The following is a 15,291-nucleotide window of genomic DNA, read 5'->3' as shown; positions in this document are numbered from 1 at the left end:
CGGTAATGTCACCCGCTAAAGCATCCATCCTGGAAAAATTCCAATCTGGATCGCCCCGTAGCAGCCCCTATCCTCAGCCCGCCACAGAATTGCTAGAGCATCACGATCGGACGCGATCGCATCGCGACATCAGCGAAAAGAACCAGAAAGGTCTCTCCCGATGCCTGATATGACCGGCCAGCCGCGCGTTCACCTCCAGCACCAGCGTTTCCGCCTTCGTGCCTGGATTCGCACGCGTCTCTGGGCCCAGGTGCTGACGGGCATGCTGCTCGGCTTCGCGACCGGAGTCGTGCTGGGACCCGATATCGGCTGGCTGACGCCCGAGACATCGGAAGCCGTCGGGCGCTGGCTGGCGCTGCCGGGGCAGATCTTCCTCGGCCTGATCGCGATGGTGCTGGTGCCGCTGATCTTCACCTCGATCGTGGGCGGGTTGACCAATGCCGGCTCGGGCGCGGATCTGCGGGCGGTCGGCTCGCGTTTGGCCGGATTCATCATCGTCACCACCGTTGCTGCCGCCTGGATCGGCGTGGCGCTGGCGCAATGGCTCAAGCCGGGAACCGGCATGGCCGGCGCTTTCGGGACCGTCGCGGCAAGCGATGCGGATGCCCTGCCCGAACCTTCCGCCTCGCCCTTCGACGGTGCGCGCGCTCCCGATATCATTGCCGGCATCCTGCCGACCAATCCGGCTGCGGCGATCACACAGGGCGACATGCTGGCCGTCGTCGTTCTCGCCGTGCTCGTCGGCCTGGCCTGCCTGCAGGTCGATCGCGACAAGATCGCGCCCTTCGTGCGCCTGCTCGACGCGCTGCTGTCGATCGCCATGGTGATCGTGAAATGGGCCATGTTCCTCGCACCCTTCGCCGTGTTCGGCCTGATGGCCCAGCTCGTCATGCGGATCGGGCTCGGCACGGTGGCCGGGATGTCGGCCTATGTCGGCACCGTGCTGCTCGGCCTCGCCATCCTCCTCGCGCTCTACATGCTGATCGTGACGCTGCTCGCGCGCGTCTCGCCGATCACGTTCCTGCGCGATGCCGCGGGGACGCTGCTGCTGGCCTTCTCGACCTCCAGCTCCTCGGCAATCATGCCGATGACCATCACCACCGCACGGATGATGGGCGTACCCTCCTCCATCGCCAATATCGTCGTGCCGCTCGGCGCGACCATGAACATGGCCGGCACGGCGCTGTATCAAAGCATCGCCATCCTCTTCCTCGCGCAGATGGCCGGGATCGAACTCTCGCTGCCGCAGGTCGCGCTGATCACGGGCACGCTCGTCGCCTCCTCGATCGGTGCGCCTGGAACGCCGGGGGTGAGCATCGCCATCCTGATCAGCGTGGCGGCCGGCTTCGGGATCCCGGTCGAGGGGATGGTGATCATCCTGGGCGTCGACCGCCTGCTCGACATGTCGCGCACCGCCGTCAACGTCACCGGCGACCTCGTCGCCTGCGTCACCCTGCGCGGCGCGCTCGACGCGCCGGAGGCGGTGGGGGCGGCTGCTGCTGCGTGAATGCAAACGCGTGAACACGAAAGAAGATGACTGTATAATTTATAAACCAACGTCAACCGGAAAGAATTGTGCGTCTTTGAATGTGGGAGCAGAGATAGTTTCAACCTCTCGAACCCAGCCTTGGGGGCTTCCCTCATTTGACGCGTGGCAATGATGCGACCAATCTGGGTTATCCGGTTTAGTAAACGTCACGGTTCCACCATCTTTTTTGACGTGCAACACGGTTTTTAGGCCACTTTCGACTACAGTGGCCACAATTGATCCAACAGCTTTATTCGCCATGGCACTTTCCTTTTACTCTTTTATATTTTTCTCCACTATTCTCATGAGCCACTCCTTGAAGCACGCCTCATCGTCGTCCGTTTTAAATCTCGGGCAGTCGCTTTGAACTTGTCGAGCTTATTCCACTTGTCACTGGACATAACGCCGCACCTTTTCCATAACTTCGCCCCTTCCTCCCGACCACACGGCCGGAGTGAGGTCAGAATTGACTGCGATCTCGCGACTTTGCTGCGTGATAGCGCCCCTATCTAAATTTTCATAAATCAGGAATGGCACGATATCTGAAATATTATGCTTCTGGACTTCCATCGAGAAAAGCACAGCACGAAGAACGGTGACATCATTTGTGGCTGGAAAAATCGCAGCGATCTTTCCGCTCGGAGCGCGCACAACAACGTCAACGGTGTAGTGAGGAAGATTAGGTATCAGCGCTTCAGATAAAGACACGCGATTTTCACTGAATGTATCCTCCAGGGCGCTGATCAGATCCTCCCGAAACGTACTCCTTACTACTTCCCTATTCAAGAACAGTAGGTCTTGAACCCGAGTCAAGAACGCGATGAATGGCAACACCAGCTTGGCGATATCGCCCTTTGCGACCCATTCAGTGCAAAACAACCCGTCCTCTTCTGAAAGAGTAACGCCATGCTCGTCCATAAGACTGGACAGAATTTCCATGCGGTTCTCGGATGAGAAATCGACTCCCTGCCCCTCAAGATCAAACAGAAGACTTCCGCTATCTTCTAGACGCGCGCGCGCTCCCTCCACACGGGCAAAGAAGCTCAAGGTATCACCTGAAAACCACGTAACTGGCGTCGAAATAGCATAACCAACGGGCACTTCTCTGACTACCAGTCCATCGCAGAAGGCGGCGCAAATCTCTTTCTGCAAGTTCACAGGAAGCCACCTCCTTGTGCGAAGCGAAAGCGCGCTGCCGCGATGCTGAGCGCGCTTTCTTCGGTTACATTAAACGGCACCGAGCATTCACTTTTCGTAAACGTGGGCCATGCTGACATAAGATTTTTATCGCGCAAGACACCTGCGAACGTTTCATGAACATTACCGCGAATGAGGTGACAATGCCAGTTCCAATGATCTGTATGAAGTTCATGGAAACAAACAACTTTCAAGGTTTTGCCGGATCTCATGGCCAATGTGGCACGGTAGTACTCCTTTTCCTCGCTGATAGCTACCAAAACAACAAACTGCTCTTGCAGAGCGTTGAAGGTCACCACCCGCCACCTCCACCCCCGACCCAACCTGAGCTTACGACGCGTAAGCGGGAACTTTGCCGTGGGGACTGGTCCCGCTTCCCACCCGCCTATCCTCACGTCTTGTTTGTCGGCACGGATGATATCGGCAACAGAAAGTGGATTATAAGTCGCCATCAATCGCCACTCGCTTCTACAAATATGTTCGCCTTGAATATCGGCAGAAGATTTGCTGTTCTCATTTTGTGCACGAACATACTCTTTGCTCAACCTGTTTCGCGGTCAACCACCGACAGTAATTTTTGCTTTTGGGCGCAGCCAACGCCCTTCTTTGTGTCTTTGGATTTGATGGCCGGCTTATTGCCGACAAAGGTGTCGACAAATTTGATCGCGCCGCGATTCGGGCCGAAATCAATGGTGCTGTAGTTGTGCATGCAGGCCATACTGCGAACAGGCAAAGGGAGCCTTTAGCTTGCATACTTAAGATTGCGTTCTGGGTTGGGTTTGTCAAGGTTGCAATCAACAAAAAAGGGCCGCTGCGGCAGCGGCCCTCTCCCGATCGTCACAACCGTCCGGGCGCGAAAGGCCCGGGCGCTGCGCTCAGTAGCGATAATGGTCGGGCTTGTAGGGGCCCTTCTCCGGCACGCCGATGTAGTCGGCCTGCTCCTTGGACATCTTCGTGAGCTTGGCGCCGACCTTGCCGAGATGCAGGGCGGCGACCTTCTCGTCGAGATGCTTGGGCAGCACGTAGACCTGACGCTCGTACTTGCCTTCGTTCTGCCAGAGCTCGATCTGGGCGAGCACCTGGTTGGTGAAGGAGGCCGACATGACGAAGGAGGGGTGCCCCATCGCGTTGCCGAGATTCACCAGACGGCCCTCGGAGAGCAGGATGATGCGCTTGCCGTCGGGGAACTCGATCTCGTCCACCTGCGGCTTCACGTTGCGCCACTTGTAGTTCTTCAGCGCCGCGACCTGGATCTCGTTGTCGAAGTGACCGATATTGCAGACGATGGCGCGATCCTTCATGCCGGCCATGTGCTCGGCGGTGATCACATCCTTGTTACCGGTCGCGGTGACATAGATGTCGGCGCGCGGCAGGGCGTCTTCCATGGTGACGACCTCGTAGCCTTCCATGGCGGCCTGGAGCGCGCAGATGGGATCGACTTCCGAGACAAGCACGCGGCAGCCGGCCTGACGCAGGCTGTCGGCGGAACCCTTGCCGACATCGCCGAAGCCGGCAACCATGGCGACCTTGCCCGACATCATCACGTCGGTGCCGCGACGGATCCCGTCAACCAGCGATTCACGGCAGCCATAGAGGTTGTCGAACTTCGACTTGGTGACCGAGTCGTTCACGTTGATCGCCGGGAAGAGCAGCTTGCCTTCCTTGGCCATGACGTAGAGACGGTGCACACCCGTGGTGGTCTCTTCCGAGACACCCTTGATCGACTTGGCGATCTCGCCGAACCAGCCCTTGGGCTTCTCGTTGAGGAGGCGCTTGATCAGGGCGAAGAGATACTGCTCTTCTTCCGCACCCGGATTGTCGAGGAAGGCCACGTCGCCGTTTTCGGCGCGCAGGCCGAGATGGACGAGCATGGTGGCATCACCGCCATCGTCGAGGATCATGTTGGGCATGCCGCCGCCGTGCCAGTCGAACAGCTTGGCGGTGTAATCCCAGTACTCCTTCAGGGTCTCGCCCTTGTAGGCGAAGACCGGGATGCCGGCAGCGGCGATCGCGGCGGCGGCGTGGTCCTGCGTCGAGTAGATGTTGCAAGACACCCAGCGGATATCCGCACCGAGTTCCTTGAGGGTCTCGATCAGAACGGCCGTCTGGATGGTCATGTGCAGCGAGCCGGCGATGCGCGCGCCCTTGAGCGGCTTCGAAGCGCCGTATTCCTCGCGCAGGGCCATCAGCCCCGGCATTTCGCTTTCGGCAATCTCGATTTCCATACGGCCGAAATCGGCAAGACCGATATCCTTGACGGCATAATCGTTCGACATGCTTTCCATCCTTTCGTTGCATGAAAGCGGGCGCGACCGCATTGCGGTGCGCCGGCGATTGAGGCTGTCCTATCAGAGCCCGTCGCAAAGAGCAATTGAGATATAAAGATGTCTTTATATCTTTTTCCCGAGACAGCGCCGATCACATGCGTCGGATTGCCGACTTCGATCTGATGCAGCCCTTGATATTAGGCCTCCATTAAGGAGCACAACCGCATTGTGCATCATCGGAAAATACGTTGCAGGAAAAGGTCGTGAAAGTCGTCGTGGTGGAATCGAGTCGCGTCATGGCGCGCGGCGTGGCCAGTCTTCTGGCGCAGCGGGGCCACGAGACCGCGATCTTCACCGATTCCGTCGAGGCGCTGGCCTTCGTGCGTGCCGATGAGAATGTCGATGCGGTACTGACCGGGCTCGAGACCAGCCCACTGGACGGTTTCGAGACATGCTGGGCGCTGCGCCTGCTCGCCAATGCCGGGCGCCCGCTCCACGTGATCGCAATGTCCTCCCTGGCCCACGCACGCAGTCTCTCCGAGGTGCTCGATGCCGGCGCCGACGACTTCATCTCGAAACCGCTCGTCGCGGAAGAGCTGCATGCGCGGCTGCGCGCGGCCGAACGCATGACGCGCCTGCAGCGCGCCCTGTGGCATCAGGCCCAGCGGGATCTGCTGTCCGGCCTGCTCAACCGCCGCGCCTTTTTCACCAGGATGGCCGGATGGAACGAGGATCCGTGCGACGAAGGCAGCATCGGCCTGATCCTGGCCGATCTGGACCATTTCAAGCGGCTCAACGATTGCCACGGGCATGATTGCGGCGACGAGGCCATTCGCCGTGTCGGGAGCCTGTTCGACGCATATGCGCGCGCCCATGCCGGTGCCGCAGCACGCTTCGGCGGTGAAGAGTTCATCCTCGCCCTGCCCGGCTGCGATGCCGGGGCGATTCAGTCGGCCGCCGAGTCGCTGCGCCGCAGCATTGCGACGATCAGTTTCATGTCCAGCAGCGGCGTGCCCATCACCCTCACCGGCAGCTTCGGCATCACGGCGCTTCAACGCGGCGAAACCGTCGAAACCGCGATCAAGCGTGCCGACGACGCGCTCTATGAGGCCAAGCATCACGGACGCAACCGGGTTCGCGTCAAATCGGTCGGCGACGAGGAGCGCGTGGCGCCCCGTATGACGGCAGCCTCCTGAAACCCGCGCCGGCTTTGGGGCTGCGACGTGAAAATCCCGCGCAGCTTGCGATTCAGCGCCGGAACAGGCATATCGACACGCGAAATCAGTCACGGGGAGCGCATGAGCGCCGCACGCCTTTCCATTCTCGTCGCCCTCGTCATCCTGGCGCTCGACCAGGCGACGAAGCTTTATCTGCTCTTCGTCTTCGAGCTCTTCCTGAATGAGCCGGTGCGTCTGGGCCCGTTCGTGGAACTGATCACGGTGTGGAACCGGGGGATCTCCTACGGGCTCTTGCAGCAGGAGACCGAACTGGGACGCTGGGGTCTCGTGGTATTCTCGCTGGCAGCGGCTTTGGGGCTCGGGATCTGGATGCTGCGCACACCGCATCGGTTTCTCGCAATCGCGCTCGCCCTGATCGTGGGTGGCGCCATCGGCAATGCCATCGACAGGATTGCCTATGGTGCCGTATTCGATTTCGTCCACGTGTTCCATGGCAGCTTTTCCTGGTATGTCTTCAACGTCGCCGATGCCGCCATCGTTGCGGGCGTGCTCGGTCTCGTTTATGACTCCTTCGTGCTTGAGCCGCGGCGAAGCCGTGCGGCAGAGCGGGAGGATGTCGTCACTCCGTCACATGATGGCCGCGATTCCGGTTCATCCGGATGAAGATCATCGTCGAATTCTGGAACCAGGGGGTTCTCATCATGCCGCGCACACCCTTGAAGCGCGCCACTTTCGCCGGACTGGCCCTGACGCTCGGGCTCGGCGTCGCTCTTCCCGCACAAGCGCAGGAGGGCACGTTCTTGCGCGACATTTTCGGGCGTATCGGCATCATGGAGCCGGAGCAACCCCAGATCGAATATCGCGAGCGCGCGCCTCTGGTGGTGCCGCCGTCGCGCGATCTTCCGTCACCGCGCCCGCCCGAACAGGTCGGCAGCGCACCAAACTGGCCGGAAGATCGTCGTGACCGGCTTGCGCGCGAGGAGCAGATGGAACTCGAGCGCTTTCAGGAGCGTGCTCGCGCCGGCGACGGAACCAGCGAGGAAACACCGAATTTCCGGATTCCACGTGGCACTGGGCGTGCACCGGTGACTGATCCGAATGATCCCTGGGGCGATGAGCCGCCGGAGTTCACGCGTGAGCAGCGTGAAGCCTTCCAGCGGCAGATGCGCGGCGGCGACGACGCAACGGCCCAGGGTCTCACCCGCCGGAGCCTGACGGATCCGCCGAGCCGTTTCCTGCAGCCCGCGCCGACGGATTGATATCAGGGCACTTCCCCCGGGGCGGATACGCCCCTATCTTCCAGCGAGTCGCCGATGCAGCGACTCGCTTTTTTGTTTGTGGAGAGACGCCACCATGTCCGTGCACCCGGCCGCCGCCATCCAGCGCCACGCTTCTGGAGAGCATGACACGCCGGGCCCCGATATCAGCACCTGCCGTCTCGATAACGGCCTTGATCTCGTCGTCATCCCGGATCGGCGCGTACCCGTCGCCACCCACATGATCTGGTATCGCAACGGCTCCGCCGATGATCCGATCGGGCAATCCGGCATCGCGCATTTCCTCGAACATCTGATGTTCAAGGGCACCGAGCGCCATCCGGCGGGCGCGTTCTCGCAGGTTGTCTCCAGCCTGGGCGGCCAGGAAAACGCTTTCACGTCATACGATTACACTGCCTATTTCCAGCGCGTCGCGAAGGAGCATCTCGCCACGTTGATGGAATTCGAATCCGACCGCATGGCCAATCTCGTGCTCACCGACGAGGTGGTGGCGCCAGAGCGTGATGTGGTGCTCGAAGAGCGCCGCATGCGCGTCGAGACCGATCCGGGCGCGCAGCTCTCCGAGGCAATGGCTTCTTCGCTCTTCGTGCATCACCCCTACGGCATCCCCATCATCGGCTGGATGCACGAGATCGAAACGCTCGATCGCGCGCATGCGCTCGATTACTACAAGCGCTTCTATACGCCGGAAAACGCCATTCTCGTCGTGGCCGGCGATGTCGAGGCGGATGCGGTACGCCGCCTCGCCGAGGCCAGCTACGGGCAGATCGCGCCACGGGGCGCGCGCCCCGAGCGTGTGCGCCCGCGCGAGCCGGATCCGCGCGCCATGCGGCGTGTGTCCGTTGCCGATCCGCGTGTCGACCAGCCGCTGATGCAGCGTCTCTATCTCACCCCCTCCGCCCTCACCGCGCCGGGCCGCGACGCCTTCGCGCTCGAGGTGCTGGCCGAGCTGATCGGCGGCGGGCCGACATCCTATCTCTATCGCAAACTGGTGCTGGAGCGCGGCGTCGCGGTGAATGCGGGGGCCTGGTACATGTCCTCGGCGCGCGACGAGACACGCTTTGCCCTCTACGCCGTGCCCACGCCGGAAGTGAGCCTCGACCAGCTCGAGGAGATGCTCGACCGCGCCATCGCCGCGATCCCGGATGAGGCGCTCGGTGAGAAATCGATCGCGCGCGCCAAGACGCAGCTCATCGCCGAGACCACCTACGCCGCCGACAGCCAGACCTCGCTGGCACGCATCTACGGATCGGCCCTCGCAATCGGCGAGACCATCGAATCCGTGCGCCGCTGGCCGCGCGATATCGAGGCGGTCACGCGCGAGGAACTGGCCGATGTCGCGGCGCGCTATCTCGTGCCGCGCCGCGCCGTGACCGGCCATCTGCTCAAGTCCGACTGAATACGCCCGCCCGAATCCGCGCCTGCTGTCGAAGCCTCCCCGGGAGCCAAGCATGACCATCGCCGTCGAACCCGTCTCCACCGCCCCGGCCCGCGCAGAGCGGCTCGTCACGCCGGCGGGGATCGAAGTCTGGGCGGTGCATTCGCAGGTCGTCCCTGTCGCCGCCATGTCTTTCATCTTCGAGGGCGGCGCCTCGCAGGATCCGATGGATCGGCCCGGCACCGCGCAGATGATGGCGCAATTGCTGGATGAGGGGGCCGGCCCCTACCCGTCCGACGCCTATCAGGAAAAGCTCGCCGAAGCGGCGATCGAGCTCTCCTTCAATGCCGGCCAGGATTCGATCAGCGGCGGCCTGCGCACGCTGACGCGCAATCTCGACGCGGCGATCACCCTGACGCGGCTGGCTCTGGTCGAGCCACGCTTCGACGAGGAGGCGATCACCCGGGTGCGGGCGCAGACATCGGCGGGCATCCGCTATCAGCAGAACGATCCCGGCGTGCGCGCCACCAGGACCTTCTTCGCCACCGCTTTCCCCGGCCACATCTACGGCATGCCCAATGCGGGCACGCTGGAAAGCGTCGAGGCGATCACGCGCGACGACCTCGTCGCGGCACACGGCAAGCTGATCGCCCGCAACAACCTGAAGGTCGCCGTCGTCGGGGCGCTGGACGAGGCGCAGATCATTGCGCTGGTCGACGGGGTATTCGGCGATCTGCCGGCAACGGCGCAGATCACCGCGCCACCGGCGGCGACACTGGCCGGCCTCGGCACGCGCAGGGTCGTCGATCTCGACGTGCCGCAATCCGTGATCCGTTTCGGCATGAACGGAATCGGCTGGCGTGATCCCGATTTCATCCCCGCCTTCGTGCTCAACCACATGCTGGGCGGCGGCGTCTTCACCTCGCGGCTGTTCCAGGAGGTGCGCGAGAAGCGCGGGCTGGCCTATTCGGTCGGCACGGGCCTCGTCAGCCTGCGCGGCGCCGCGATGACATGGGGCTTCACCGCGACCAAGAACGAGCGCGTCGCAGAGGCGCTGGAGGTGATCGCGGGCGAGATCGACAAGCTCAAGACGCAGGGACCGAGCGCGGAGGAACTCACGAAGGCCAAGGCCTATCTGACAGGCTCCTACCCGCTCGCCTTCGACACCTCGACCAAGATCGCCCAGCAACTCGCCCAGATCGCCTTCGAGGAGCTGGGCATCGACTATATCGCGCGGCGCAACGCGCTGGTCTCGGCGGTCTCGCACGATGACGTGATGCGCGCAGCCGAGCGCGTGCTCGGCGACGGGCGCATGCTCGTCGTCGTGGCCGGCCGGCCCGAAGGACTTGCGGGCGACTGATGCATCCTTTGGCAGCGGCGCGCGTTGTCGAGGTCGAAGCTTCACGATAACCGGGTTTTCCCGCATTGGCGGCGCGGTTGTGAAGCGTCACCATTCGCATCGGTCACAGGAGGTTTTCAGATATGGCTTTGCGGCAATCGATCGAGCAGGCGATGGGCAATACGATGGGTGGGGCCGGCATCCCGCGCACCGCCATCGAGGCGGCACTTTCCGTCACCGAGACCGAGCTCCAGCGCCTGCGCGACGAGGAAGCATCCGGTAAGCTTGCTCTGCTTGCCCTTCCCGATGAGACCGGTGATTTCGAGGCGATCGAAAAGACTGCCCGCGCGCTGCGCGACGGCGCGAGCGACGTGGTCTTTCTCGGTACCGGCGGATCGAGCCTCGGTGGTCAGACACTGGCCCAGCTCGCCGATTACATGGTTCCCGGACTCGGGCGCCTTGCCGACGGGCCGCGCATCCATTTCTTCGACAACCTCGACCCGGCCACCTTCGGGCGCGGGCTCGAGGCGCTGCCCCTGGCCACGACCCGGTTCGTCGCGATCTCGAAATCCGGCAGCACCGGCGAGACGCTGATGCAGACAATGGCCGTGATGCGTGCGCTGTCCGATGCGGGCCTGAAGATCGGCGAGCATGTCTTCGGTCTGTCAGAGCCGCGCAAGGAGAATACCAGGAATGCCCTGCGCGATCTGCTGGAGCCGGAGGGCGCGCCCTTCCTCGAACACCATACCGGCATCGGCGGGCGCTACTCGGCGCTGACCAATGTGGGGCTCCTGCCCGCAGCGGTGATGGGGCTCGACATCGCTGCGATCCGCCGGGGCGCCGCTTCGGTCTATGCGCCGATCCGGGCCGGAGAACTGCCGGCAAGGGACATCCCCGTGGCAAACGGCGCCGCCCTGATGACAGCCGCCGCGCTGGAGGGCAAGGCGGTCTGCGTCACCATGGCCTATGCCGACCGGCTGGAGCGGTTCACGCGCTGGTGGGTGCAGCTCTGGGCCGAGAGTCTGGGCAAGGACGGCAAGGGCTCGCAGCCCGTCGCCGCCATCGGCCCGGTCGACCAGCATTCGCAATTGCAGCTCTATCTCGCCGGCCCGAATGACAAGATCTTCACCGTGATCACGACCGATTGCGCCGGCAAGGGTCCGAAGATCGACGCGGCTCTGGCGGAGAAGGCGGGCGAGCCGGGCTTTGCCGGCAAGACCATCGGCGATCTCGTGGCAGCGCAGGGACGCGCCACGGCGGATACGCTCGCGCATAATCATCGCCCGACACGCACCATCCATGTGGACCGGCTCGATGAAGAACATCTCGGCGCGCTGATGATGCATTTCATGCTGGAGACAATCCTCACCGGCTATGCGCTGGGCATCGACCCGTTCGACCAGCCCGCCGTCGAGGAGGGCAAGGTGCTCGCCAAGCAATATCTGGTGGAGGGTGCCGGAGCGTGATGCAGGCCGGGTCATGACGCATCTCGTTCTCGTCGGCGGCGGGCATGCGCATGCGCTTGCGCTGCGCGGCCTCGCCCTTGATCCGGAACCGGGGTTGCGCATCACGCTCGTCGCGCCGGAGCGTTACTCGCCCTATTCCGGCATGCTGCCCGGGCATATCGCAGGGCTTTACGGCTTCGAGGCGATGCATATTGATCTCGAACGCCTCGCAAAAGCGGCGGGGGCGGATTTCGTGCGCGCGCGTGCCACCGGCTTTCATGGCGCGGACAAGCGCATCGCGCTGGATAATGGCGAGAATCTTTCCTTCGACATCGCCTCGATCGATATCGGCATCACGCCCGATCTTGATGCCATTGATGGTTCACGCACGCATGCGCTGGCCGTCAAGCCGATCGGATCGCTCATCCCGAAGCTCGAGGGCCTGATCGCCCAGGCGCAACACCCGGACGGCCCGCGCCGGGTACTCGTCATCGGCGGCGGCGCGGCGGGCACCTGCCTCGCGTTCGCGCTGCTGCACAGATTGCGGCGCGAATCTGATGGCCGCGTGATCGACGTGGCGCTGGCGACGGCGCAGGAGATCACGCCGGAAATCAATGCCGCCGCGCGCTTCTTCCTGCGCCGCTCCCTGCGCCGGGTCGGGATCACCGTGCATGAGCACAGCCGCATCGCGCGCATCGACGCCAATGGCGCGAGGACCGTGGACGGGCGCGATCTCACTGCCGATGCCGTGCTCGTCGCCTCGCATGCGCAGGCGCCGGCGGTGCTCGCCGAGGGTGATCTCGCACGCACGCCGGACGGGTTTCTGGCAATCGGGGAAGATCTGCGTGTGCGCGGCCAGGACGCCGTCTTCGCCGTGGGTGATTGTGCCACGATGACCGCGCATCCGCGTCCCAAGGCGGGCGTCTTCGCCGTGCGTCAGGGGCCTGCCCTTCGCCGCAACATTCGTGCCCTTGTTCGCGGCGAGGCGCTCAGCCCACATATACCACAAAAGGACTGGCTGATGCTGATCGCCACCGGCGACGGAAGCGCCATCGCCTCACGCGGCGGCAGCTTCGCTTTCGCCGGGCGCCTGCCTTGGCTGGTCAAGGATCGCATCGACCGGAAATTCATGGCACTGTTCGATCATGACGCGCTTCCGACGAAGTCGTGAAGCGTGCGGGCCGGTTCACTCTTGACCTGACGGCGCTCCCGTTTTCCAAAGGACATGAAGCTTCATCTGCGACAGGGATACTCGCGTGTTCGAATCGGTACTCATCGCCAATCGCGGCGAAATCGCCTGCCGGATCATCAGGACGGCGCAAGCGCTCGGCATGCGCACCATCGCGGTGCATTCGCAGGCGGATGCGGATGCGCTGTTCGTGCAGATGGCCGACGAGGCTTGGGAGATCGGCCCGGCACCGGCGTCCGAATCCTATCTGCGCATCGACAAGGTGATCGATGTGGCGCTCAAAAGCGGCGCGCAATGCATCCATCCGGGCTACGGCTTCCTCTCCGAGCGCGCCGAATTCGCCGAGGCCTGCGCCGAGAACGGCATTGCCTTCATCGGCCCGCCCGCCTCGGCGATCAGGGCGATGGGCCTCAAGGATGCCGCCAAGGCGCTCGCGCAAAAGGCGGGCGTACCCGTCGTGCCGGGCTATCACGGCTCGAAGCAGGACCCTGATTTTCTGCGCCAGAAGGCCTATGAAATCGGCTATCCGGTGCTGATCAAGGCTGTTGCCGGCGGCGGCGGCAAGGGTATGAAGCGGGTCGACAAGGCCACGGAATTCGATGATGCGCTGGCCTCCGCCATGCGCGAGGCACAGGCCTCCTTCGGCGATCCACGTGTTCTGGTCGAGAAATACGTGCTCTCCCCGCGCCATGTGGAAATCCAGATTTTCGCCGACCAGCACGGCAACGTGGTGCATCTCAACGAGCGCGACTGCTCGCTTCAGCGCCGGCACCAGAAGGTGATCGAGGAGGCGCCCGCCCCGGGCATGACACCGGAAATGCGCGAGGCCATGGGCAAGGCCGCGGTCGAGGCCGCCCGCGCCGTCGGTTATGTCGGCGCCGGCACGGTGGAATTCATCGCCGATGGCCGCGAGGGCCTGCGGCCCGACCGCTTCTATTTCATGGAGATGAACACGCGGCTTCAGGTCGAGCATCCGGTGACCGAGGCCGTAACGGGACTTGATCTCGTCGCGTTGCAATTCCGCGTCGCCCATGGCGAGACTCTGCCCTTCACGCAGGAAGAGGTGCGCCTCGAGGGCCATGCCGTCGAGGCGCGGCTCTATGCCGAGGATCCCGAGAAGGGCTTCCTTCCCTCGACCGGACGGCTCTGGGCGCTGGAACTGCCGGAGGATTTCGGTATCCGTGTCGATTCCGGCGTCGAGGCCGGCGACGAGGTCAGCCCGTTCTACGATCCGATGATCGCCAAGATCATTGCGCGCGGGGCCGATCGCGACGAGGCGCTCGATCGTCTGTCGCGGGCTCTGGGTGAAACGCTCGTCGCAGGCCCGCGCACCAATGCCGCCTTCCTGAAGAAGCTCGTCGACGCGCAGGCCTTTCGCGACGGCGCTTTCGATACCGGCTTCATCGATCAGAATCTCGAAGAGCTCGGCGCCGTGGAACGCCCGCTCGATCCCATCGCCGTCGCGGCGGGGGCGCTCGCTCTGGTGCGGCGCGACCATGACCGCAACGCGCTCGCGGGCAGCGTCGCCGTCGGCGATCTCCCAGGGCCGTGGTGGGCGAGCGACGGATTCCAGCTTGTCGGCCAGCGCCAGACCGGCCTGCCGTTGATGGTGGACGGCGCCCGTGTCGAGGGCGCCCTCACCTGGGACGCGCAGGGCCCGGCCTTCGAATTGCCGGGCGCGCAATCGCCTCCCGGCGCCGTCGAGGCGAGCGTCGTCGAGGCTGGCGAAACCATGCTCGTCCTGCGTGAGGGGCGCCAGACACGCGTCGCGATCCATGATCCGACGGCCGTCGATCTCGAACATCTCGATGCGGGCGGCCTCATCAAGGCCCCGATGCACGGCAAGCTGGTGGCGCTCTTCGTCGAAACCGGCCAGAGCGTCGAGAAGGGCCAACGCGTCGCAGTGGTCGAGGCGATGAAAATGGAACACGTCCTCACTGCACCGCTCGACGGCGTGATCGGCGAGATCGCGGCGGCGATCGGTGATCAGGTTGGCGAAGGTGCGCGGATCACGGTGGTGCTCGAGGAGGGCGATACGGCATGAGCAAACGGCTTGCGATGATTCTGGGCGGTCTGGTCCTCGCGATCGGCATCATCGCCTATGTCGGCTATCTGCTGCAGCAATTCGGTCAGGAATGCGATTCGACCCTGCGACATTGCGATGTCGCACAGGAGGAGATCGCCTTTCTCGAAGGCCAGTGGTGCGCCGCGATCGATCCGCAGGCCCTGCGCGAGCGCATCGTCTTCGAGGAGGAGCGCATCATGCTCCTGCGCGATGGCGCGCTGGCGGAAGGCGACGGTGAATGGCGCGAAATGCGTGTCTTCGCCTCCATGGGAGCGCTGGTCTATTTCGAACATGATCCGCAAACCGGCGACCGCCTGACGGGCGAATTGACGCTGCGCGCCGACGGGCCCGATCGACGCTTCATGGTCGACGGCCCGAATGAGATCGAATGGGTGCGCTGCGGCGAGAGCTGAAGCGCACGACCATGA

Annotated in this window: 15 protein-coding genes; 10 read left to right on the top strand and 5 right to left on the bottom strand. The window is 63.4% G+C overall.

What is annotated here, in order from left to right:
- The first annotated feature begins 160 nt into the window (after positions 1–160).
- The gene (locus GA0071312_RS10955) at positions 161–1,507 is read left to right on the top strand and encodes a dicarboxylate/amino acid:cation symporter (RefSeq protein WP_074444994.1); all 1,347 of its coding nucleotides are present in this window, start codon (positions 161–163) and stop codon (positions 1,505–1,507) included.
- A 39-nt stretch (positions 1,508–1,546) separates the two neighbouring features.
- Here GA0071312_RS10955 and GA0071312_RS19680 read toward each other — a convergent pair whose 3' ends face one another.
- The 5 genes from GA0071312_RS19680 to ahcY all read right to left on the bottom strand — a co-directional run bounded on the left by GA0071312_RS19680 (position 1,547) and on the right by ahcY (position 5,001).
- Complete coding sequence (locus tag GA0071312_RS19680) at positions 1,547–1,789, bottom strand: PH domain-containing protein (RefSeq protein WP_131817780.1); 243 nt, start codon at positions 1,787–1,789, stop codon at positions 1,547–1,549.
- 129 nt (positions 1,790–1,918) lie between these two features.
- A complete protein-coding gene (locus tag GA0071312_RS10950; protein ID WP_074444993.1) occupies positions 1,919–2,686 on the bottom strand; it encodes a DUF1828 domain-containing protein in 768 nt (255 codons plus the stop codon).
- Positions 2,683–3,270, bottom strand: a complete 588-nt coding sequence (locus GA0071312_RS19675; RefSeq protein WP_131817779.1) for a hypothetical protein — start codon at positions 3,268–3,270, stop codon at positions 2,683–2,685. The genes GA0071312_RS10950 and GA0071312_RS19675 overlap by 4 nt, the downstream gene beginning before the upstream one ends.
- Positions 3,267–3,434: a hypothetical protein gene (locus tag GA0071312_RS19980; protein WP_165604014.1), complete on the bottom strand. Its 168-nt coding sequence runs from the start codon at positions 3,432–3,434 to the stop codon at positions 3,267–3,269. Before GA0071312_RS19980 ends, GA0071312_RS19675 begins: the two co-directional genes overlap by 4 nt.
- Before the next feature lie 166 nt (positions 3,435–3,600).
- Positions 3,601–5,001, bottom strand: coding sequence for an adenosylhomocysteinase (gene ahcY / locus GA0071312_RS10945; RefSeq protein WP_074446108.1), 1,401 nt, complete (start codon positions 4,999–5,001; stop codon positions 3,601–3,603).
- Between the two features lie 254 nt (positions 5,002–5,255).
- Here ahcY and GA0071312_RS10940 point away from each other — a divergent pair, with 254 nt between their 5' ends.
- From GA0071312_RS10940 to GA0071312_RS10900, 9 genes are all read left to right on the top strand, one after another.
- Positions 5,256–6,188 carry a GGDEF domain-containing protein gene (locus tag GA0071312_RS10940; protein WP_074446107.1) on the top strand — a complete coding sequence of 311 codons (933 nt, stop codon included), beginning with the start codon at positions 5,256–5,258 and terminating at the stop codon, positions 6,186–6,188.
- Positions 6,189–6,290: 102 nt separating this feature from the next.
- Positions 6,291–6,833, top strand: coding sequence for a signal peptidase II (lspA, locus tag GA0071312_RS10935; RefSeq protein WP_074444992.1), 543 nt, complete (start codon positions 6,291–6,293; stop codon positions 6,831–6,833).
- Positions 6,830–7,429, top strand: a complete 600-nt coding sequence (locus GA0071312_RS10930; RefSeq protein ID WP_074444991.1) for a hypothetical protein — start codon at positions 6,830–6,832, stop codon at positions 7,427–7,429. The genes lspA and GA0071312_RS10930 overlap by 4 nt, the downstream gene beginning before the upstream one ends.
- A gap of 94 nt (positions 7,430–7,523) precedes the next feature.
- Positions 7,524–8,846: a M16 family metallopeptidase gene (locus GA0071312_RS10925; protein WP_074444990.1), complete on the top strand. Its 1,323-nt coding sequence runs from the start codon at positions 7,524–7,526 to the stop codon at positions 8,844–8,846.
- Positions 8,847–8,898: 52 nt separating this feature from the next.
- On the top strand, positions 8,899–10,185 hold the full coding sequence (locus GA0071312_RS10920) for a M16 family metallopeptidase (RefSeq protein ID WP_074444989.1): 1,287 nt from the start codon (positions 8,899–8,901) through the stop codon (positions 10,183–10,185).
- 122 nt (positions 10,186–10,307) lie between these two features.
- Positions 10,308–11,630, top strand: a complete 1,323-nt coding sequence (locus tag GA0071312_RS10915) for a glucose-6-phosphate isomerase (protein ID WP_074444988.1) — start codon at positions 10,308–10,310, stop codon at positions 11,628–11,630.
- A 13-nt stretch (positions 11,631–11,643) separates the two neighbouring features.
- Entirely contained in the window at positions 11,644–12,780 is a 1,137-nt protein-coding gene (locus GA0071312_RS10910; RefSeq protein WP_074444987.1) for an FAD-dependent oxidoreductase, read from the top strand.
- Positions 12,781–12,865: 85 nt separating this feature from the next.
- A complete protein-coding gene (locus GA0071312_RS10905; protein WP_074444986.1) occupies positions 12,866–14,842 on the top strand; it encodes an acetyl-CoA carboxylase biotin carboxylase subunit in 1,977 nt (658 codons plus the stop codon).
- Positions 14,839–15,276: a hypothetical protein gene (locus GA0071312_RS10900; protein WP_074444985.1), complete on the top strand. Its 438-nt coding sequence runs from the start codon at positions 14,839–14,841 to the stop codon at positions 15,274–15,276. The genes GA0071312_RS10905 and GA0071312_RS10900 overlap by 4 nt, the downstream gene beginning before the upstream one ends.
- The last annotated feature ends 15 nt before the right edge of the window (positions 15,277–15,291 follow it).

Origin of the sequence: Saliniramus fredricksonii, from assembly GCF_900094735.1 — a bacterium.
GTDB lineage: Bacteria > Pseudomonadota > Alphaproteobacteria > Rhizobiales > Beijerinckiaceae > Saliniramus > Saliniramus fredricksonii.
This window is presented reverse-complemented; position numbering and strand designations above follow the sequence as displayed.

Bases quoted from the DNA above. Each gene is read 5' to 3' on its own strand.
- GA0071312_RS10910 (WP_074444987.1), top strand. From the start codon at position 11,644: ATGACGCATCTCGTTCTCGTCGGCGGCGGGCATGCGCATGCGCTTGCG.
- GA0071312_RS10915 (WP_074444988.1), top strand. From the start codon at position 10,308: ATGGCTTTGCGGCAATCGATCGAGCAGGCGATGGGCAATACGATGGGT.
- ahcY (WP_074446108.1), bottom strand. From the start codon at position 5,001: ATGTCGAACGATTATGCCGTCAAGGATATCGGTCTTGCCGATTTCGGC.
- GA0071312_RS10930 (WP_074444991.1), top strand. From the start codon at position 6,830: ATGAAGATCATCGTCGAATTCTGGAACCAGGGGGTTCTCATCATGCCG.
- GA0071312_RS19680 (WP_131817780.1), bottom strand. From the start codon at position 1,789: ATGGCGAATAAAGCTGTTGGATCAATTGTGGCCACTGTAGTCGAAAGT.
- GA0071312_RS10925 (WP_074444990.1), top strand. From the start codon at position 7,524: ATGTCCGTGCACCCGGCCGCCGCCATCCAGCGCCACGCTTCTGGAGAG.
- lspA (WP_074444992.1), top strand. From the start codon at position 6,291: ATGAGCGCCGCACGCCTTTCCATTCTCGTCGCCCTCGTCATCCTGGCG.
- GA0071312_RS19980 (WP_165604014.1), bottom strand. From the start codon at position 3,434: ATGCACAACTACAGCACCATTGATTTCGGCCCGAATCGCGGCGCGATC.
- GA0071312_RS10920 (WP_074444989.1), top strand. From the start codon at position 8,899: ATGACCATCGCCGTCGAACCCGTCTCCACCGCCCCGGCCCGCGCAGAG.
- GA0071312_RS10900 (WP_074444985.1), top strand. From the start codon at position 14,839: ATGAGCAAACGGCTTGCGATGATTCTGGGCGGTCTGGTCCTCGCGATC.
- GA0071312_RS10955 (WP_074444994.1), top strand. From the start codon at position 161: ATGCCTGATATGACCGGCCAGCCGCGCGTTCACCTCCAGCACCAGCGT.